Source organism: Trichocoleus sp. FACHB-6, assembly GCF_014695815.1.
Classification (GTDB): domain Bacteria; phylum Cyanobacteriota; class Cyanobacteriia; order Cyanobacteriales; family FACHB-T130; genus Funiculus; species Funiculus sociatus.
This window is the reverse complement of the sequence record NZ_JACJOY010000054.1, coordinates 1-17,263: the sequence shown is the minus strand read 5'-3', so window position 1 is coordinate 17,263 and position 17,263 is coordinate 1. Positions and strand designations below refer to the sequence as shown.

The 17,263-nt window shown below is 44.1% G+C and carries 23 protein-coding genes; 6 read left to right on the top strand and 17 right to left on the bottom strand.

Annotated features, from left to right (window positions below):
• Positions 1 to 121 precede the first annotated feature (121 nt).
• From H6F66_RS10215 to H6F66_RS10205, 3 genes are read right to left on the bottom strand one after another with little or no spacing between them, the layout of a single operon-like run.
• Positions 122 to 526 (bottom strand): hypothetical protein, encoded by a 405-nt coding sequence (locus H6F66_RS10215; protein ID WP_190420804.1) that lies wholly within the window; start codon positions 524 to 526, stop codon positions 122 to 124.
• On the bottom strand, positions 505 to 954 hold the full coding sequence (locus tag H6F66_RS10210) for a transposase (protein WP_190420802.1): 450 nt from the start codon (positions 952 to 954) through the stop codon (positions 505 to 507). The genes H6F66_RS10215 and H6F66_RS10210 overlap by 22 nt, the downstream gene beginning before the upstream one ends.
• Positions 951 to 1,334 carry a transposase gene (locus H6F66_RS10205; protein WP_190420800.1) on the bottom strand — a complete coding sequence of 128 codons (384 nt, stop codon included), beginning with the start codon at positions 1,332 to 1,334 and terminating at the stop codon, positions 951 to 953. Before H6F66_RS10205 ends, H6F66_RS10210 begins: the two co-directional genes overlap by 4 nt.
• 33 nt (positions 1,335 to 1,367) lie before the next feature.
• Between H6F66_RS10205 and H6F66_RS10200 the strand changes: the two genes are divergently transcribed.
• Positions 1,368 to 2,105 carry a hypothetical protein gene (locus H6F66_RS10200; RefSeq protein ID WP_190420798.1) on the top strand — a complete coding sequence of 246 codons (738 nt, stop codon included), beginning with the start codon at positions 1,368 to 1,370 and terminating at the stop codon, positions 2,103 to 2,105.
• Between the two features lie 39 nt (positions 2,106 to 2,144).
• On the opposite strand, the gene H6F66_RS10195 is transcribed toward H6F66_RS10200, so the two are convergent.
• The 4 genes from H6F66_RS10195 to H6F66_RS10180 form a co-directional block, all read right to left on the bottom strand.
• Positions 2,145 to 2,963, bottom strand: a complete 819-nt coding sequence (locus H6F66_RS10195) for a DVUA0089 family protein (protein ID WP_190420789.1) — start codon at positions 2,961 to 2,963, stop codon at positions 2,145 to 2,147.
• A gap of 506 nt (positions 2,964 to 3,469) precedes the next feature.
• The gene (locus H6F66_RS10190) at positions 3,470 to 4,168 is read right to left on the bottom strand and encodes a pentapeptide repeat-containing protein (protein ID WP_190420787.1); all 699 of its coding nucleotides are present in this window, start codon (positions 4,166 to 4,168) and stop codon (positions 3,470 to 3,472) included.
• A 105-nt stretch (positions 4,169 to 4,273) separates the two neighbouring features.
• Positions 4,274 to 4,657, bottom strand: a complete 384-nt coding sequence (locus H6F66_RS10185; RefSeq protein WP_190420785.1) for a response regulator — start codon at positions 4,655 to 4,657, stop codon at positions 4,274 to 4,276.
• A 349-nt stretch (positions 4,658 to 5,006) separates the two neighbouring features.
• Complete coding sequence (locus tag H6F66_RS10180) at positions 5,007 to 5,684, bottom strand: response regulator transcription factor (protein ID WP_190420783.1); 678 nt, start codon at positions 5,682 to 5,684, stop codon at positions 5,007 to 5,009.
• 113 nt (positions 5,685 to 5,797) lie between these two features.
• Between H6F66_RS10180 and H6F66_RS10175 the strand changes: the two genes are divergently transcribed.
• Entirely contained in the window at positions 5,798 to 7,951 is a 2,154-nt protein-coding gene (locus tag H6F66_RS10175) for a PAS domain S-box protein (protein WP_190420781.1), read from the top strand.
• Positions 7,952 to 8,156: 205 nt separating this feature from the next.
• Here the strand turns inward: H6F66_RS10175 and H6F66_RS10170 are convergent, their stop codons facing one another.
• Together H6F66_RS10170 and H6F66_RS10165 are read right to left on the bottom strand one after the other, a co-directional pair.
• Positions 8,157 to 8,735 carry a DUF981 family protein gene (locus H6F66_RS10170; protein WP_190420780.1) on the bottom strand — a complete coding sequence of 193 codons (579 nt, stop codon included), beginning with the start codon at positions 8,733 to 8,735 and terminating at the stop codon, positions 8,157 to 8,159.
• Positions 8,736 to 8,741: 6 nt separating this feature from the next.
• On the bottom strand, positions 8,742 to 9,632 hold the full coding sequence (locus tag H6F66_RS10165) for a sugar ABC transporter permease (protein WP_190420778.1): 891 nt from the start codon (positions 9,630 to 9,632) through the stop codon (positions 8,742 to 8,744).
• Positions 9,633 to 9,723: 91 nt separating this feature from the next.
• Here H6F66_RS10165 and H6F66_RS10160 point away from each other — a divergent pair, with 91 nt between their 5' ends.
• Positions 9,724 to 10,482, top strand: a complete 759-nt coding sequence (locus H6F66_RS10160; RefSeq protein WP_190420776.1) for a type IV pilin-like G/H family protein — start codon at positions 9,724 to 9,726, stop codon at positions 10,480 to 10,482.
• Here H6F66_RS10160 and H6F66_RS10155 read toward each other — a convergent pair.
• Complete coding sequence (locus tag H6F66_RS10155) at positions 10,471 to 10,647, bottom strand: hypothetical protein (protein WP_190420774.1); 177 nt, start codon at positions 10,645 to 10,647, stop codon at positions 10,471 to 10,473. The genes H6F66_RS10160 and H6F66_RS10155 overlap by 12 nt on opposite strands.
• Before the next feature lie 93 nt (positions 10,648 to 10,740).
• Between H6F66_RS10155 and H6F66_RS10150 the strand changes: the two genes are divergently transcribed.
• From H6F66_RS10150 to purN, 3 genes are all read left to right on the top strand, one after another.
• Positions 10,741 to 11,262, top strand: a complete 522-nt coding sequence (locus tag H6F66_RS10150; protein WP_190420772.1) for a type IV pilin-like G/H family protein — start codon at positions 10,741 to 10,743, stop codon at positions 11,260 to 11,262.
• A 113-nt stretch (positions 11,263 to 11,375) separates the two neighbouring features.
• Positions 11,376 to 11,975 carry a type IV pilin-like G/H family protein gene (locus H6F66_RS10145; RefSeq protein WP_190420770.1) on the top strand — a complete coding sequence of 200 codons (600 nt, stop codon included), beginning with the start codon at positions 11,376 to 11,378 and terminating at the stop codon, positions 11,973 to 11,975.
• A gap of 7 nt (positions 11,976 to 11,982) precedes the next feature.
• On the top strand, positions 11,983 to 12,669 hold the full coding sequence (purN, locus tag H6F66_RS10140; RefSeq protein ID WP_190420768.1) for a phosphoribosylglycinamide formyltransferase: 687 nt from the start codon (positions 11,983 to 11,985) through the stop codon (positions 12,667 to 12,669).
• Positions 12,670 to 12,740: 71 nt separating this feature from the next.
• On the opposite strand, the gene H6F66_RS10135 is transcribed toward purN, so the two are convergent.
• The 7 genes from H6F66_RS10135 to H6F66_RS10105 all read right to left on the bottom strand — a co-directional run bounded on the left by H6F66_RS10135 (position 12,741) and on the right by H6F66_RS10105 (position 16,760).
• Positions 12,741 to 13,331, bottom strand: a complete 591-nt coding sequence (locus H6F66_RS10135; protein WP_190420766.1) for a CPBP family intramembrane glutamic endopeptidase — start codon at positions 13,329 to 13,331, stop codon at positions 12,741 to 12,743.
• A 42-nt stretch (positions 13,332 to 13,373) separates the two neighbouring features.
• Positions 13,374 to 14,435, bottom strand: coding sequence for a DUF3326 domain-containing protein (locus H6F66_RS10130; protein ID WP_190420764.1), 1,062 nt, complete (start codon positions 14,433 to 14,435; stop codon positions 13,374 to 13,376).
• Between the two features lie 48 nt (positions 14,436 to 14,483).
• Entirely contained in the window at positions 14,484 to 14,684 is a 201-nt protein-coding gene (locus tag H6F66_RS10125) for a hypothetical protein (protein WP_190420762.1), read from the bottom strand.
• A 253-nt stretch (positions 14,685 to 14,937) separates the two neighbouring features.
• Positions 14,938 to 15,261, bottom strand: a complete 324-nt coding sequence (locus tag H6F66_RS10120) for a 2Fe-2S iron-sulfur cluster-binding protein (RefSeq protein WP_190420760.1) — start codon at positions 15,259 to 15,261, stop codon at positions 14,938 to 14,940.
• A gap of 288 nt (positions 15,262 to 15,549) precedes the next feature.
• Positions 15,550 to 15,990, bottom strand: coding sequence for a protein tyrosine phosphatase family protein (locus H6F66_RS10115; protein WP_190420758.1), 441 nt, complete (start codon positions 15,988 to 15,990; stop codon positions 15,550 to 15,552).
• A gap of 322 nt (positions 15,991 to 16,312) precedes the next feature.
• Complete coding sequence (locus H6F66_RS10110) at positions 16,313 to 16,549, bottom strand: hypothetical protein (RefSeq protein ID WP_190420756.1); 237 nt, start codon at positions 16,547 to 16,549, stop codon at positions 16,313 to 16,315.
• Between the two features lie 37 nt (positions 16,550 to 16,586).
• A complete protein-coding gene (locus H6F66_RS10105) occupies positions 16,587 to 16,760 on the bottom strand; it encodes a ssl1498 family light-harvesting-like protein (protein WP_190420754.1) in 174 nt (57 codons plus the stop codon).
• Positions 16,761 to 17,263 lie beyond the last annotated feature (503 nt).

Below are 17,263 nucleotides of genomic sequence, written 5' to 3'. Positions count from 1 at the left end.
GCTGTAAGAGTTTGGTCAAAAATTTTGAGCGAACTCTCAACCATGCCACTGCTAAAATCAATCTCTGCTTTATCAGACTGATGCTCAAACGGCTAGCCAATGAATAGATCCCAAATGGGTTCTAATAAGTGAACAGTCCCTCAGTGAAGCCGAATGGGCCTAAAAGGCTGCTTGTATTTACTGACGTGATTCCGAGGGACATTGATGCCGAGTTGAACAGTTCAACTGTAAAACCGGGCGTAAGGAACTCGTTTGTATTTAGTGCAACACCAAACTGGAGCGTTGAAATAGCTGTAGCGAAATCAAGTGTTAGGATACCTGCCGCATTGCCTTCCAAACTTGGGTCTTGAACAAAGACTGTTTCACCTGGCCCCAAAGCCGCGTAGCTTGCATCAGTAGAGTCAAATCCATCTATTTTGAAATCAAATGTGACTCCCTGAAAACTTAGATTATCTACTACTGTTTGAAAAGGCAGCTCATTAAGAAACTGTTTGTAAATGTTCGTTAAGCAGTTTGGGCTTCCCAAGTTCGACGATTTTTGGCTAAACATCGGAGCATTAGCCGAATCATAACGACATAAATCATGCCCTCGTGATTTTCGGGCAACCGTTCATAGTCGCGGGTAAGGATGCGTGCATTTTCTAACCAAGTCCAAGTCCGTTCAACAATCCATCGTTTTGGTTCAACTTGAAAGCCTTGGGATGCCGTTGGACGTTGAGTGAGTTCAAGTTTAACTTGTCGCTCCTGCTGTTCAAAGAAGTGTTCAATTAATGCCCCTAAAGCTCCACGATACCCTTGGTCTGCCAAGACTTTGACAATTCGCTCAAACATCTCTAGTACCCATACTAAAACCGCAGGCGCGGCTTTGACATCCGCCGTATTTGCAGAGGTAACATAGCAACCGAGCACCAGTCCTAACACATCGACAACAACATGCCGTTTGCGCCCTTTCACCTTTTTGTGACCATCAACGCCGTGTTCTTCCCCCCTTTTTGTCCGAGTTTGACGGACTGACTATCTATAATGACCAAACTGGGTTCGGCATCACGCCCCTGTGCTGTTCGCACCTCTTGCACCAAAATGGTGTTGATTTGCTCCCAAATACCTAGGCGCACCCACAGGCGGAAGTATCCGTACACCGTTCGCCATGCGGGAAAATCACGCGGTAAATTTCGCCATTTGACCCCATTATCCGCTCGGTAGAAAATCGCGTTTAGCACATCCGGTAAGCTCACTTCCCGGTCTTTCCCCACAGGTTTTTTTGCGGGTAAAAGCGGTTCTATTAGGTGCCATTCCTTATCGGTGAGGTCACTGTCGTACAAGGGTTGGCTCATTGGCTCAAGTGTTAGAAGATGGACTACTTAGGTATGGCTCATTCCATCTCAGCACAGAACATTCGCTTTATATTTATTTACAAACAGATTCTTACGGTTCCACCCAATGTTTCTCCTAATAAGCCAGTTCCTCTAGTCATTGATATTCAAGGCAAATCGGGGAATGCGATCGCTAAATTTGACAACTTTCAAGAAAAACTGATGCACCTCATCGTTGTCAGTGACGATTTTCAGTTTTTCAATCATATTCATCCCACCTACAAGCAAAATCGACGCTTTGAAATAAATGCCAGTTTTCCCCAACCTGGTAATTACAGCCTTTTTAGCGACTATAAACCAAGCGGAGAAAAGGAACAAGTCTCGGTATTAAAAGCACAAGTGGCAGGCAAAATTCCTTCACCTGACCCAATTGTTGACCTAAATTCTGCTAAAACTTTTGGTGATACGAAAGTGAATCTTACCTTTTCTAAGCCAAAACTAAAAGCAGGTGAAGATGTTACCTTGCAGTTTAACTTACAAAATGCTGCTGACAATCAACCTATTAAAGATTTGCAGCCTTACTTAGGAGAGAAAGGGCATTTAGTAATTCTGCGACACTCCCCAAATTTGACAGCCGCAGATTACATTCACGCCCACGCCATGAAAAATACTCCCCCAGAGCAGGTATCTTTCCACACTCAGTTTCCTCAACCAGGAAAATATAAAGTTTGGGGTCAATTTAATCGCGGTGGCAAGGTTGTTACGGCTGACTTTTGGGTTGAGGTTATTTAAAAGTTTCAGGTTAACTGCTTGGGTTGTGTTTTTTTGAAATCACTGGATATTATTTCTAATAGCCAGTGATTTCTGCTTGCGAGTTAGTGCTGAATAGCCACCTAAAGCAGCTAGCATTACTATACCTAATGTAGAACTGGATTCGGGGACGGACTTTTCTATGGCGACGGGTTTAACTCCTGAGAGGGAAATCAAATAACTATTGCCGCCTGTGGTGTTTTCTCCTGTCCAATTGCTAAGAGGTGAGTTACCCCCTGGCCCCGTGGGCCCAACAACTGCCTGGAATGGCTGATCAGGGAAAATTAGTCCCTCATTGCTGACCGGATCGTTCTTGAACCAAGAGATTCCCAGGAAGTAGTCTCCCGCAGGTAACAAAGTTGGTAGCAGTCGAGGTAAAGCAGAAACATTATCAAAAGTTTTTTCTGGATAGGTTGCACCAGGTGTCAGTGGGGTATCATCATTGGCAATGACCCCCTTGCCATTGGAGTCGAACAGGAACAACTGGAAGTCAGCAAGTAGGGAGTAACCAGGGCTAAAACTGTATAGCCCAGCTGAAAATGGAGTTGTACCAGTCAGGGATATCTTGAACAGATCAACATCAATAGGACTATCAATTTCTCCGGAAATAAAGTCTAATGTGGCTGGCCCTCCTGAAATAATTTGGGGATTAGAAAGCAGTTGACCAGCATCCCCAATTTCAACAAATCCATTTTCTCCTATAGGGGGGAACTGTCCATTATTCTTCACAAAACCTGTGGTTTGGGCGCTTGCTGACCAGCTGACAATAAGATTCGTAGCAATAGCCACTGATGTAGCCGTTATTAGACTTGTTTTCCTTAAAACAGCCGGGATACCCATGATTTTCACTCCTCGAAAAATCTAATATTAGAGATTAGGAATAGTTCCAAGTAAGGCTGTAAGTTTTAGCTAATTTTATTTAGCTTTTACACACTCTACACCCTCCGTCATCTAGATGCTGTTTAATTATGTCCCCCTACTATTTATTAAATTTGTTTTAAAATTGAGAAATTATATTTTTTAGTTAAATATCTTAGATTACATATTTATACATAATATAAATATGGAGAAATCTGCCTGAAGATTGAACTTTTACTAGGTAGACTTGTCCCCTAAAATAGTTGTTCAGGCTTCCCGGTTTTTGATTAGCTCTCTTGGAAAAAAACCGCGTCTCTAAACTGGCGCTTATCCGAATATAGCAATCCTATTTGAGTTGTGAGAGACCAGCACTTTAGATTCCCGACTTCTCTAAGAAGTCGGGAATCTGGCATTCACGAATCATTTAGGACTGCTATAGCTAATGGCTAAGAGATATTAGCCTCAAACTATAAACGAAGTAATTAAAATTAATTGAAAGACCTGGGCATTATTCCTACTACTAGCTCTCGTTGCTGATTTATCGTGTTAGATATTATGGTGTTGCAAAGCCTTGCATTAGTCAGATTTGCTTCTTGAAGATTTGCTCCGCTCAAGTCTGCCTCAGTTAAGTTTGCCCAGGCGAGGTCTGCACCAGTTAGGTTAACTTGACACAAATTAGCTTCTACTAGCCTGGCTCCACATAGCTCTGCTCCAGCTAGATTGGATCTAACCAAGTTAGTTCCAATCAAAGATGCCTCATTTAGTTTGGCAAAGCTGAGGTCGGCATCACTCACATCTGCCTCACACAGAGAAGTTGCCGATAGATTGGCTCCTTTCAATTTCACCTTCCACAAGAAAGCCCCACACAGGTTTGCCTTCGTCAAATCAGCATCAATTAAATTACCTTCATACAGGTTTGCTTCGCGGCAGTCAGCTTCGCGGAGATTAGCGTCTTGCAGGTTTGCGCCACTTAGGTTGGCACCCTTTAGGATAGCTTCACTAAGATTTGCTCCCCGCAAATCTGCTCCTATCAACTTAACCCCACTCAAATTAACCCCTCTGAGGTTAATTCCACTCAAGTTAGCTCCACTCAAGTCCATCTCGATAGGGGATTTCCTATTGATTTCTCCTATAAGAAATTCTTTTTGTAAAGCATAATTTTTATAGAAATCTTCTTTATAATTCATATTATTTTCTCTTTGAGTATTTCAGGTAGTTAATAAAATCAAAGGTTGATTTTGCTGAATTCTGTTCAGCCTTTTGATAAAAGCGACAATCATCAGTGAGATAATTTAATGTGATATACACTGTTTTTGCAGTTGCACTGCGATCGCATCCATCAATTGTTTGTTTATGACTGGCTTAGTCAAGTAATCAGCAGCACCTAATTCCAAACCTAGGCGTCGTGAGGCATTGCTCTCTTCACCACTCAAAAAAATAAAAGGAATTCTTGCAGTTTTGGTGTTTTGACGCAACGCTTCTAACACCTCGTAACCATTCATTTCCGGCATATTGATGTCAGAAATAATCAAATCTGGCAGCTGTTCGTTGGCTAACTGCAAACCAATTAAGCCATTTTTAGCACCGATTGCCTGGAAACCCTGAGATTCAATGAGGTCAAGAAGGCTGGTTAAAGTGTCTGTAGCATCTTCAATAACCAGAACTTTTCTATCCATTTCGCTTCCTCTATTCAATCCAAGATTGAGCGTGGTGAATCAAGCTGACAAGACACCAACAATTAGGTCAAGCTGCTTTGAAGCATTTTAAATTTACACTACGCAAGTAGAGAAATCGGGGAAGAAATCGGGAAGAAACTGGGCAAAAATCGGGAAGAAATCGGGAAGATAGCTTGGGAGGAGGAGAGTGGGGATTGGGAACTGGGGACTGGGCAATACGGTTCAGTGAGAAATAATTCTAGGTTAGGGAGAAGTCAGAAGTATTGGATACCAATGAGAACCCCTCTAAAGAATTCCCAATTACAAAATTACGAATACCAAGTAACAAAAGTTAGGAAACCTTAATATTTTATGATAGCTGCTTTAAGCGGTATCCTAAACCGTGAACCGTTTCAATCACGTCTTCGGGAGCTGCTACAGTTCGGAGTTTCTGACGCAGACTTTTGATGTGAGCCTTGACGGTATCCTCTTCCGGCGGATTTTCACTAGACCAAAGGCTATCTATAATCGCAGAACGGCTTAGCACCCGGCGACCATTGCGGAGAAACAGTTCCAGAAGACTGAATTCCTTGGGAGTTAATTGCAAAGGCTGATTCTGGTAGGAGACTTCATAGGTGCTGGGATTGAGGTGCAAGCCTCCCCAGACTAGAGTCGGTGCAGAGGGAGAACTGCCCCGACGCAGTAAAGCTCGGATACGGGCTAATAATTCTTGCAGATCAAACGGTTTTACTACATAGTCATCGGCTCCAGCGTCTAAACCATTGACTTTATCGCTACTGGTGTCGCGTGCTGTCAGCATCAGGATTGGTAGATGATAGCCGTGTGTGCGTAGACGTTGGCAAAGACTGAACCCATCCAGCTTGGGAAGTGTTACATCCAGCAAAATCAGGTCGTAAGCGATCGCTTTGGCTTGGCTCCAACCCGCCTCCCCATCCTTGACCACATCTACCACATAGAGCTGGTCTGTAAGGGCTTCAGCCAGCGCTTCCGCCAGACGCACATCATCTTCAACTAGCAGAATCCGCATATTAATCGGAGAGGAGATAGGGAGTAATCTTACTCGGCACTTGTCATCTATCCTGAGAGTAAACTACTAGCCCAATAATCATAGAATTTTATAGGCATTAAAAAATACTGTATATGAAATGGTCGCAGGAAAGAAAAATCATTGCAGGTGGTTTTGGGTTGGCGATGCTCATTCTTAGCATTGTTAGCACAGCTTCCTATCAAAACACAACCAAGCTATTTCAAAGGCAAAAACGCGTAGAGAAAACCTACCAAGTCCTGCAAGAGATTAGGGATGTACTGACGACGCTGCGGGATGCTGAGAGAGCTAGGCGCGGCTATATTATCACTGGAAAAGAGTTGTATTTAGTAACATACAACACTGCCATTAAAGAGATTAACCCAAAATTTAACCAGGTGCGACGGGAAACGGCTGATAATCTCAACCATCAACGTAGCCTGGATATCATCGAGCCTTTAATTGCTCAAAGAGTTACATTAATCAAAAAGTCTGTTGAGTTGTACAAGCAGAATAAATCTGATACAGCAACTCAAATAGAGCTGACAGATAAAGGGATTATGATCCACGATGAAATCTGGAAAATTATTGCCCAAATGGAAGGCGAGGAGCAATTATTATTGCAGCGTCGAGCTGAGCAATCGGAAGCAAGTTTCCAAGACACAATGCTACTAGAAATTGTAGGCTCTTTCTTGAGCTTTAGTTTGCTTTTTGGAGTCTACTCGTTGCTGTATCAGCAAATCAAAAAACGGCAACGAGTAGAAGATATTTTGCGGGAAAGCGAACAACGATACCGAAATTTATTTCAACTTCATCCCTATCCTCTATGGGTTTTCGATTTAGAAACTTTATCTTTCCTCGCTGTCAATGATGCAGCGATTAATGATTACGGCTACTCACAGGTAGAATTTTTATCTATGACGATTAAGGATATTTGTCCACCTGAAGATTTACCTGTTTTCCTTGACAAAAATTCGGTACACTTTTCCCAAGTTAAGCAAGCCGGAGTATGGAGACATCAGAAACAGGATGGAACCCCGATATATGTAGAAATTACTGCCCATGAATTAGTATTTGCGGGGCGACAAGCAAGGCTGATGTTAGCTCGTGACATCACTCAGGAAAAGCAAGCACAAGAGGCGTTACAAGCCAGCGAGGAAAAGTTTCGCCAAATTGCTGAAAATATCCATGAAATTTTTTGGATGAGCGATGATGAACTGCATGAAGTTTTATATGTTAATCCTGTTTATGAAGAAATTTGGGGACGTACCTGTGAGAATTTATATGCAAATCCTAAATCTTTTATAAATGCCGTACATCCAGAAGATCGAGATCGGGTAATTGCGAACCTTGAGCAGAACGCCAAAAAAGAATTTGATATTGAGTATCGGATTATGCGACCAGATGAATCAGTTCGCTGGGTTTGGGATCGCTGTTTCCCTATTAAAAATGCGGCAGGAGAAGTCTATCGGCGGGCTGGGGTAACACAAGATATCACTGAGCGCAAGCAGGCGGAAGAAATTCGCCGCACTTTGGAAAAAGAACGAGAAATCAACGAACTGAAACTACGCTTTTTTTCAATGGCTTCTCACGAGTTTCGCACTCCTTTAAGCACTATTTTAATTTCAGCTCAATTATTGGAAAATAGCAGCAAAGAGTGGTCGGAAGAGAAAAAACTTAAAAATCTCTATCGCATTCAATCGGCTGCTAAAACTATGACTCAGTTATTAACTGATATTTTGACTCTAACAAGAGCGGAATCTGGAAAGTTAGAATTTAATCCAGAACCTTTAAATATAGAAAATTTCTGTCAGTCTCTAGTCGAAGAAATTGAGTTCAGCACTCGCGCTCAACAAAATATATTTTTTATCAGCCAATGCGTAGGTAAATCGGCTTGCATGGATGAAAAGCTGCTGCGCTCGATTTTTACTAATCTGCTGTCTAATGCCATCAAGTATTCGCCAGAGGATAGCCATATTTATTTTATCCTCAGTTATGAATTGGGAGAGGCTGTTTTTCAGATTCAAGATAAGGGAATTGGGATTTCTCCTGAGGACCAAGAACTGCTGTATCAATCTTTCCACCGGGGGAAAAATGTGGGTGATGTTGCGGGGACAGGGTTAGGCTTAGCTGTTGTCAAAAAGTGTGTAGAGTTACACGGTGGTAGCATTGCGGTAGAAAGTAAAGTTGGGCGTGGGACTACGTTTACTGTGGCAATTCCTTGGGATATTAATGTTTCAAATAATGAGGAGAAAACGCCTGACGACTGAAGTCGCGGCTACACAAACTAAGCCTACGCTGACTAATAATAGGTGTAAATAAAAAAAAACGCCTGGCGACTGAAGGCGCGGCTACACAAACTAAGCCCGCCTGCGCGGGCTAGTAAGTAATAGTTATCAATAAAAAAAGCAAAGTTGGGTTAGGTTGGGTGATTGCGTGAAACCCAACCTAAAATTATTTTTAACTTTCACCAGGTTAGGGCGATCGCATAATCGGCGGCTTCCAGTCGGAGTAGTTTGCTATGTGACCCCAGTATGCCATGTAGCCAGTAAGCGCCCAGATGAGAGCAGCTATTATCAGTACAGCTGCGCCAATCATTCGCCAGGTGCGATTAGTTTGCAGATAAAGTGATGGTGCAGCGAGGACACCACCTAATCCAGTCAGGATGAAGCCGATACCGGATAGGAGTGGCTGTCGTGTCAAATTCAGGTTGATGATCCGCGCCCCAATTACAATGGCAGTCAAACCAGCGAAGAAGGCGTACATTGCCACTGTTAGTAAGTCCCAACCCTGCGCGATCGCTATTGATGCGGCTACGAATAAAATCCCGAACAAAACTGATGTCTCACCATAAGCAATGTTGAAGCTGCCAGTAACAGGCCATGTAAAAGTCATGTGTAAGCCAGTTACGAGTGCGATCGCGCCCGTCATGCCAAAGCCTGGAATCCACCTTTTCTGATTATCGGCACCAAGTCCCCAATACACGTAGGAAGCTAAGATAAATAGCCCCGCTACCATATTGATTAGCATCAGCGTTATGTAATTGACAAACACGATACTCTAACCCTCCTCTCCCCAAGTTCGTAACTGTAGATAGACTAGCACCAGTGTCACCGCTAGCAGTACTGTGGCGGCGGCGGCGGCATAACCAAAATCAAATTGGGCAAATGCTTGATCGTATATGTAGTACACCAGTAAATTAGTTGAATTTAATGGCCCACCGCCAGTAATCACATAAACTTGCTCGAAACTCCGCAGTGTAAAAATGGCTGTGGTGACTGTGGCAAAGACTAGAGTAGGTCGCAATCCGGGTAAAGTAATATGCCAAAATTGTTGCCAGGAATTTGCTCCATCTAGTTCTGCTGCTTCATAGCGACTGGGGGGAATTGCCTGCAAACCTGCCAGAAACACCACCATATTAAAACCTAGCTGTTTCCAGATACTTAATAATATCAACACTGGCATTGCCCAAATCGTGCTACCTAGCCAGGGAATCGGTTCAATATTGATAGAATCTAGCAGGGCGTTGACTGGCCCTTCCGTTTGAAACAGCCAGCGAAAGCCTAAACCAGCGGCTACGAGACTTGTGATAGAAGGAATAAAATAGGCAGTTCGCAAAATTCCCCGCAAGGCAAAGGAACGATTTAGCAGCACTGCTAAACCCAAGGGAATAATTAAACTGGGAATAACTGTGGCAATGGTGAAATAAGCGGTGTTGCTGAGAACTTGCCAAAAGTCGGGTGTGAGGAGTAGGCGTAGGTAGTTCTTTAAACCTACCAAACGAACACCAGCAATGGTAAAACTACCTGTGGTAAAGCTGAGATAAAACAGGTAGGCGATAGGCCACAGCAGAAACAGTCCTAGTAAAATTAGGGCAGGGGCGAGGAAAATCCAGGCAGCGATCGCATCATTATCTAGCAGTTGCTTTTGAGAGAAGTGCGGGGATTTCATGGAACGGTTCGCTTGCAGTTGAGTCGGCGTATGGCTATTTTAGCCGGGCATTGGGTAAGATCCTGTTAATCTGTTGGCAGGAAGCGATCGCGTGAATCACACCGTCTTCAAGCAACGTTATAAACTAGCAAATCTTCCAATCCTGAGTATATTGCTTGGGCTAATGACTGTTAGTGGCTGTAATTCAACCAATACACCTTCAGCTTCTTCCCTAAGTGCTATTCAAGATAAATCAGGGACAGATCGATGGGTGGGACAATGGCAAGTCAACAATCCATCATCCAGTCAGGCGGTGAAATTTGTATTGACGCCAGAAGGTAAATTATTTATCCTCTCGCCTGAAACATCCTCTGAGCCTTCGGTTGCTTATGAAATCCCGGTTCAAAAGCTTTCTGACTCACCCACCTTACCTCCCAAGACTAAAATTGTTGATATTAAGGAAGCATTTAATAATCAAGCAACCAAGGCAAAACAATCTGAAGGGAAAACGTACATTGGTGCGATGAACCGTGCCCAACAAGCGTATTACTTGGAAAATAATAAATTTGGTACAACAATCGCGCAGTTGGGTGTTGGGATTAAGCCGGAGACAGAGAGTTATAATTACCAAATTGTGCCTCAAGGCAATGGCACTCAGAGCGTCATGAACACTGCCAAAGCCAAGCGCCCGGAACTTAATAGCTACACGGGTGCTGTATTTGTTATCGAAAATAACGGTGAAAATATTACAAGGGCGGCAATTTGCGAAACCGATAAACCCTCATCTACGCCGCCTGCGATGCCAACGCCGCCTAAGGATACATCTGGGGAAATTCAGTGTCCCGCTGGTTCCCATTTACTACAACGTTAAAGACTGCATGATTAGCAATTTAGCACCACCGGACTCCACACCTAGCTTAATAGTATCGCTACCAGTGTAAATGCTCAAGCTGCGAACCAAACCGACAGGACGCGAGAAGGTGAAGCTAAACAGTATATTGCCGCAGTGAACCGCGCTCAAGCGTGTATTTTTCATGCAAAAGTTTAGTTGCCGTTAAATGTCAGCGCTGTAGGGTTATTCTACCTGAAGGAGCTGTAAAATTTTGTTAATCTGCTGATGGTGAACTGTATGAACAAAACTGTCTTGAAGCTTTATAAATTTTCGGCTGGGTTGCCAATCTTTAATAAATTAATCGCCTCTAGCCTATTATTTGGGCTACTGGGTGGAATTGCTGCCATTGCCAATGCTCAAGTCCAAAACCCAGCCGAAAGGGCGCGACAGGCGGAACCTCAACAAATCATGGATATGTTGAACCGCGCTCAACAAGATTTTTATCGAGAATATGGTAGGTTTGCCTCAAAAATTGAGCATTTGGGATTCTGCAATTTGCAAAAGTCAAAAAACTACGGCTATATAATTTTCCCGCCAAACGATCCTACCCAGAGCGTACTGATGGTTGCCAAACCTTTTCGCCCGGATCTCAAAATGTACTCAAGCGGAGTATTTGTTACCAAAACTCAAGATAAATCTTTAACGGTTGCTGGGGTTTGTGAAACTATTAAATCCGTTGCCATACCTGGTATGCCGAAGTATTCCAACAAGGGAAAGTCGCCAATTGAATGTCCTGCTGGTTATCAGCTTGTGAAGTAGTGAATCCTGAAAAAGAAGTAACTTGGCGGCAGTGAGTTAAGCTAACGCTACGCTTTGTATGTCAATACAATCGATACTGGTAAAATGCTTTTAATCTCTCGACTGTTACCTGCATGAGTAAGACTTTCTTCAAGCATTGCTACCTTCAAGTTGGTTTGCCAATCCTGCTTTTACTTGGGTTACTTAGTAGTATCGCCACCAGTGTAAATGCTCAAGATCCAAACCAAACCGAGAGGACGAGAGAAAATCCTTCAACTAGGAACCAAACGGACAGTACGCGAGAAGGTGAAGCTAAACAGTATATTGCCGCAGTGAACCGCGCTCAACAAGCTTACTATCTTCAAAATGGCAAATTTGCCACATCGATGCAGCAGCTAGGGCTGGGACTTCAACGCCAGACGCAGAATTATCGCTACAGGATAGTCCTCCAACGTCAGAATAGTGCTTCTACCTCTGCAAGCGAACAGCCGAGTCTGTATGGTCAGCCAAGCGATCGCGTCGAGAGTGTGATGATGATTGCGGTTGCTAGACGCCCTGCACTTAAAAGCTATACAGGGGGAGTGTTTGCCACGATCTCTGTGCGTGCAACCAGTACCAGGGCTGTTGTTTGCGAAACCGATAAACCCTCAGCTTCGCCTCCGATACCGCAAGATGGTAGAAATCAATCCGGGCAAATTACCTGTCCTGCTGGTTCCCGTTTATTAAGAGGTTGAAGGCTACATGAGTGATAATTCTGCATCGGTTGATACGCCCAGCTTAGTTTCACCATCCGTTTATCCCAGCTTTTTTGGGGATGGTACACCTTTAAAATTGGGAGTGATGGCATCTGGGAATGGTAGTAATTTTGAGGCGGTAGCAGAAGCGATCGCGCAACAGCAACTCAATGCCCAAATTCAAGTTTTGATTTACAATAATCCCGGTGCAAAGGCAGCAGCAAGAGCCGAAAAGTGCGGCGTTCCGGCTGTTTTGCTGAATCACCGAGACTTTAATAGCCGCGAAGAGTTGGATCAAAAAATTGTTGAAACTTTACAGCAGTATCAGGTGGAATGGGTGATAATGGCGGGTTGGATGCGAGTCGTCACGCAAGTTTTAGTTGATGCTTTCCCCGACCGAATTATTAATATTCATCCCAGTTTGCTACCCAGTTTCAAGGGGATCAACGCAGTAGAGCAAGCCTTGAATACTGGGGTGAAAATTACTGGCTGTACGGTTCATCTAGTAAGTGTGGAAGTTGATAGCGGTAAGATTTTGCTACAAGCCGCTGTGCCAATTTTGCCGGACGACACGCTAGAAACGCTACACACCAGGATTCAAATTCAGGAACACAAGATATTGCCGCAAGCGATCGCTATATGTCAGCGATCGCATTTTCTCGGTACTGGCGAAGAGGTCGCCTCCCAATGCTAGTTCCCAGTCCCAGCCTGGAAACTAGCAGGTTGCGGTTGCAGCCATGACCGAAGCGAATCAAACCGTAAACTTCACAACTTTTTATAGTCCAGCTTCCAAAGGCAACTAGAAATCACATTCGTAGTGATGTGAGCCACAATTGGCACTAGCAAATTACCAGTTGCTAAGGCACTATATCCCAACAGCAACCCCACTGTTGTTGCCCAAACTGCATAAGACCATTGCTGAGGGCTGCTGAGGTGTAATATTCCAAAACAGAAACTCGATCCTACCAACCCAACAACGTTTAACCCCACTGCTGGCAGCATCACACCCCGAAACAACAATTCTTCACTCAAACCGGGTAACAGCCCCAGCCAAATTAAATCAAGCCACAATAAAGGTTTTAGCACCAATTCCAGGTAGTAATCTGCGCTGCGCTGGTAAGCAGGCCAAAGGCGATAGACTATGCTACTAGCACCACTGATTCCCAGCCCCAAGCCCACCCCTAGAAGTAAAGCTTTTACTGTCAGGCTTAGGGGTAGGAGGGAGATGGAACCAAATTGCAAACACAGCTTGGAGATTAGCAGCAACACAACAGCTGTCGCCCCCATTGCAATTAGAATTTGGGTGCGCGTCAGGGGTTCGATTTCGGGATTCTCAGGAAGCTGTTTTGTCGCCATTTTGATTTTTGAGTTTTGAGTTTTAGGCTGGGCATTGCCTACTTACTGAATTTCCATTATCGACGAGAGCGCCATCCTCAGGGCAGATGGACTAATGCCTGCTCGATGAGCTACCAAGACACCCAACGCCTCTAAATATGAGTTTACCCGTAATGCTTTAATTCCCAGCTGCTCTGGAGGCACTTGCATTTGGGTTTGATTTTCTTGGACGGCAATAATTTGTGCTTTCGACTGGCTGAAGCTGAGGATAGCACTGCCACCGCAAGCAGTTGCAGGTACGACGACGGCATCAACTTGTTCTGCCCACATATCTTTAGTTTGACTTAAAGCTGTTTTTGTGGTGATAAATTGAGGTGCGCGACTAAGTCCCACCAGAACACAGGGTAAGAAGGTATAGCCCAATTCTTCGGCAGCTGAGCGGGGAGACAGGTGCGGATCGGGGGGCGATGGCGATAACGCCGGGGCGTGAGCGCAAGGAATTTGAAAAGTCCGCACCAGGAGATGACTAATTACGGCTTCGGCACCAGCCACGGGGTCTACTCCCCGCCCGTGCCGATAATTTTCCAGGGCTTCGCTTTCGATGTCATCGGGGAAACGGGCAACGACTGCGATCGCTTGGGCCCTCCCCTTGGTAATCAGCACCTCAGCCGCTCGTAACAAACTATCTGGATTTCCAATTGTCCCCCAACTGGCTCCAGAAGCGGCTCTTTGCAGTTCCACCTCTAGCGGTGCATCAGTCACCACATAGTCGGTGAGATTCAATCCCAGCGTGGCTCTGGTGGCATCCGCTGCCTGAATGTGCCGCAGCCGCAATTCTGGTTCAATGGCTCGATCGAGGATTAAACCCACCCGGTTTTGATGTACTGGTCGCAGCCCCCAACACGATGACGCGAATTTGTCAAGTCCGTAACCTTCAACATAGAAAGCGTTGGGCAAATTCCAGTAAAGCTGAGCGCCGTTGAGGACGTTGGGGTGAGTAATGAGGGTGTCAGATATTTGAGCGATCGCTCTGGCCACTGGCAGAGCATCCCCCGCATAACCGCCAATTGATGCCCCCACCCCAGTCGGGACAATCAATACAACCGTGTATTGACGCTGATTCATTTTAAATTTGTCTAACGAGTAAACTCGCCTTGAGCAAACAAAGCCTGTCTAAGCAGGGTTTGCAGCATTGACATCAGAGTCTACTGTGACAATTGCTTCAACGTGGGCTTTTTGTTTCTCAATATCTACACTAGTGACAGCCCAACGTAGAGGTTCACCTCGTTTTTGCAACTCGACCTCAATTGCCTGATTTAGTTGCACAGGCGATTCTTGGAGATCAATTTCAGCGGTAATAAAGTGTGTTGTCATCTTAATCCCTTCTAAAAACTTTATCTTGTTGTGTGAAATAACCCCTTTTTAAGGGGCAGGGTGGTTTCATTTATTAAAAGAAAATTCAGTAACGTTGATTTTGGTTGGCGGTAGGGGCTTATTGATTGCCATACCCCTACAAAATGTCGCAATGCCTCGATATTTTCTAAGGGTTGTATGAAACCACCCTGCTTAAAGAGGGCGCTGGGGGTAATACCCGCCCCTGTTGCCCAATAGGTGGGCGTTAGCCGTGCTACTTCTGAAACTGCCCAAATTGCAGTTCATAAAGCTCGTCTTCTTTCTCAGTTTCAATCTTCAGATTTGAGCGCGGATAAGCGATACATAGCAACGCATAACCCTGTGCCTGAAGTTCTGGACTAACGCCCATGCCATCAGTCTGATCAACCTTTCCTTCTACGATTTTAGCTGCACAGGTAGTGCAAACTCCCGCATTGCACGAACTCGGCAAGTCTATCCCAGCTGCATAGGCAGCTTGGAGGATAGCTTTATCCTCTGGCACTTCTATAGTCTGGCTGGTGCCTTGGTGTTGAATTTCGACGGTGTAAGTTTTAGACATCGTACAAGTCTTAAGCTTGAGACTCCGACTTCTTAATTATCCAGATTTTATATTCTATAAGTTAATCATCCCAGTTGCTGTGAAAAACAGGACAAAGAAAAATTTATTGCTTTTGATGCCTACGAGACGCTGGCAGAAACTTATGTAGCACTCATTGGGCCAAGTAGCGATCGCACACATTTAATTTTGGATTATGCTTGACAATTGGCACTTAATGCGAATCTACCAATGCCCCGGCTGTTGAAGATGCGATCGCACCCTGACTATAACTGGTGCGCGGCTCGAAAACTACTGGTACTGAATTACCTGCTCAATAAACTTCTGCCAATTATCATTAGGAATCCAAATCTGGTGTAAGTCTCTCTTCGCATCTTCGTCACTCATGCCTTCATGAATCAGGCGATAAAGATACATAAAGGCTGATACTCTCATGTTGGCAGCACAATGGACAAAAATATTTTTATCTGCATTGGCTTCCATAACGCTGAAAAAACGCCTGATATCATCAATGGTGGGATTTTCCCAAACCACAGGAATATGTACATATTCCATACCCTGAGTTTCAACTACTTCTTTCTCATCAGGCAAGGCATTTAATGATTCTGGTAATGCTAGATTGACAACCACTTGATATCCTGACTCGCTGATAGCTGAAAACTGCTCTTTTGTTGGTTGTCCCGCCGTAGCAATGGAGTCGGATAGTTTCAGAAAGTTGTATATGTCTTCCATTCTGTTACCCACAAGATTAATTGGAAGGGCATTATTTATATATAGTTTCAGAAAATTATAGATATTTTGAATTATTTTAACTCCCATATTTTCTTCTACTCATATAGCAGTTTGTGCCGAAGTAGTCTCGCCTGCGACAGTCTGTGCGGTTGCTGTTTGCACCGTAACACTTACACTCGCGATTTGCAATTGCCTGGTATTGCTTTTACCTTATAGCGGCCCGGCACCATTGACGATTTTTAGAATAACCCTTTGTCGCTCAAATAATAAAACCGCAGCTTCACGAAGCTGCGGTTTTAGAAATATGCAAGCCGTTGTCTTCCTAATAAGAGTAGAAAGTAAAAGCTCCTACAATAATTGTAAAGACAACAGCTTTTAAAATGTTATTGAAAAGTCGTCCTATTTCTGGGCTATCTCCTAGCACTGCATCATCCTGACCGGCGGTAAAAAACAGCGACCAAGCTTGATTAGCAGTGATAGGTGCAAAGTTGTTGAAATCAGCATTAAAAACAGTCGGCGCAGACACAGAACGGATATCTAAATTAAAGTCAGTCTTCATAACAAATCTCCTTGGTTTTTTATACTTTTAGGTTTTATTAGTAGCTGACACCAAATGCAGTCAGCACCAGCAGAGAGACAAATACAATAGCGATCGCGCCTTGAAGGGCATAGTTACGCTGCTGCTCTGGTGAGGGAGTTTCTGCAACGTACACAGTAGGCTCGGCTGCATAGTTGTTCAAGATGCCTCTTTCGTCGGTGGTGTATCTCATGGTTGCTTTTCCTTTGTATCTCTATGTTAACTATAGTAACACTTTGTAAAGAAAATGCAACAAAATTGTAACTTTTTGCTATATGTTTTAGTTTGGGCAGCGATAGGGGCTGCTTAACAATGGATAAAATGTAAAAAAAATGCGTCTGAGCCATCTCAGCCGCCTTCTATCAGAATGGACAACGATATACTTCTTTTTCTTGTCAGTGTTGGCGTACTCGCCCTTTATCTCGTCTTCTCCGCGCTTACGGAAATGGGGACTAAACTCCCGTGGAAGAAATAGTCAGTTTTATTAGGTGGGCTTTTGTCTACAACTACCGACGAGTTCCATGTTGTAAGTCTTCTCGTAAATCCAGGTTTGCTATATATAACCTTTCTCAATTGGGTGCAATATAGAACCCATTTGACATCTAAGTTTGATATCTAAGAAGGTGCTGCAAGCCTCTTAATCATCAAGCGAATAAAACAAAGATTAACCTTGGCAGTCGCATTAGTTAAAGTTCT

What these genes read in the sequence shown, in the direction of transcription:
- H6F66_RS10205 (WP_190420800.1), bottom strand. Translation starts at nt 1,334, where the DNA reads ATGAGCCAACCCTTGTACGACAGTGACCTCACCGATAAGGAATGGCAC.
- H6F66_RS10200 (WP_190420798.1), top strand. Translation starts at nt 1,368, where the DNA reads ATGGCTCATTCCATCTCAGCACAGAACATTCGCTTTATATTTATTTAC.
- H6F66_RS10195 (WP_190420789.1), bottom strand. Translation starts at nt 2,963, where the DNA reads ATGGGTATCCCGGCTGTTTTAAGGAAAACAAGTCTAATAACGGCTACA.
- H6F66_RS10190 (WP_190420787.1), bottom strand. Translation starts at nt 4,168, where the DNA reads ATGAATTATAAAGAAGATTTCTATAAAAATTATGCTTTACAAAAAGAA.
- H6F66_RS10185 (WP_190420785.1), bottom strand. Translation starts at nt 4,657, where the DNA reads ATGGATAGAAAAGTTCTGGTTATTGAAGATGCTACAGACACTTTAACC.
- H6F66_RS10180 (WP_190420783.1), bottom strand. Translation starts at nt 5,684, where the DNA reads ATGCGGATTCTGCTAGTTGAAGATGATGTGCGTCTGGCGGAAGCGCTG.
- H6F66_RS10175 (WP_190420781.1), top strand. Translation starts at nt 5,798, where the DNA reads ATGAAATGGTCGCAGGAAAGAAAAATCATTGCAGGTGGTTTTGGGTTG.
- H6F66_RS10165 (WP_190420778.1), bottom strand. Translation starts at nt 9,632, where the DNA reads ATGAAATCCCCGCACTTCTCTCAAAAGCAACTGCTAGATAATGATGCG.
- H6F66_RS10155 (WP_190420774.1), bottom strand. Translation starts at nt 10,647, where the DNA reads ATGAAAAATACACGCTTGAGCGCGGTTCACTGCGGCAATATACTGTTT.
- H6F66_RS10150 (WP_190420772.1), top strand. Translation starts at nt 10,741, where the DNA reads ATGAACAAAACTGTCTTGAAGCTTTATAAATTTTCGGCTGGGTTGCCA.
- H6F66_RS10145 (WP_190420770.1), top strand. Translation starts at nt 11,376, where the DNA reads ATGAGTAAGACTTTCTTCAAGCATTGCTACCTTCAAGTTGGTTTGCCA.
- purN (WP_190420768.1), top strand. Translation starts at nt 11,983, where the DNA reads ATGAGTGATAATTCTGCATCGGTTGATACGCCCAGCTTAGTTTCACCA.
- H6F66_RS10135 (WP_190420766.1), bottom strand. Translation starts at nt 13,331, where the DNA reads ATGGCGACAAAACAGCTTCCTGAGAATCCCGAAATCGAACCCCTGACG.
- H6F66_RS10130 (WP_190420764.1), bottom strand. Translation starts at nt 14,435, where the DNA reads ATGAATCAGCGTCAATACACGGTTGTATTGATTGTCCCGACTGGGGTG.
- H6F66_RS10125 (WP_190420762.1), bottom strand. Translation starts at nt 14,684, where the DNA reads ATGACAACACACTTTATTACCGCTGAAATTGATCTCCAAGAATCGCCT.
- H6F66_RS10120 (WP_190420760.1), bottom strand. Translation starts at nt 15,261, where the DNA reads ATGTCTAAAACTTACACCGTCGAAATTCAACACCAAGGCACCAGCCAG.
- H6F66_RS10115 (WP_190420758.1), bottom strand. Translation starts at nt 15,990, where the DNA reads ATGGAAGACATATACAACTTTCTGAAACTATCCGACTCCATTGCTACG.
- H6F66_RS10110 (WP_190420756.1), bottom strand. Translation starts at nt 16,549, where the DNA reads ATGAAGACTGACTTTAATTTAGATATCCGTTCTGTGTCTGCGCCGACT.
- H6F66_RS10105 (WP_190420754.1), bottom strand. Translation starts at nt 16,760, where the DNA reads ATGAGATACACCACCGACGAAAGAGGCATCTTGAACAACTATGCAGCC.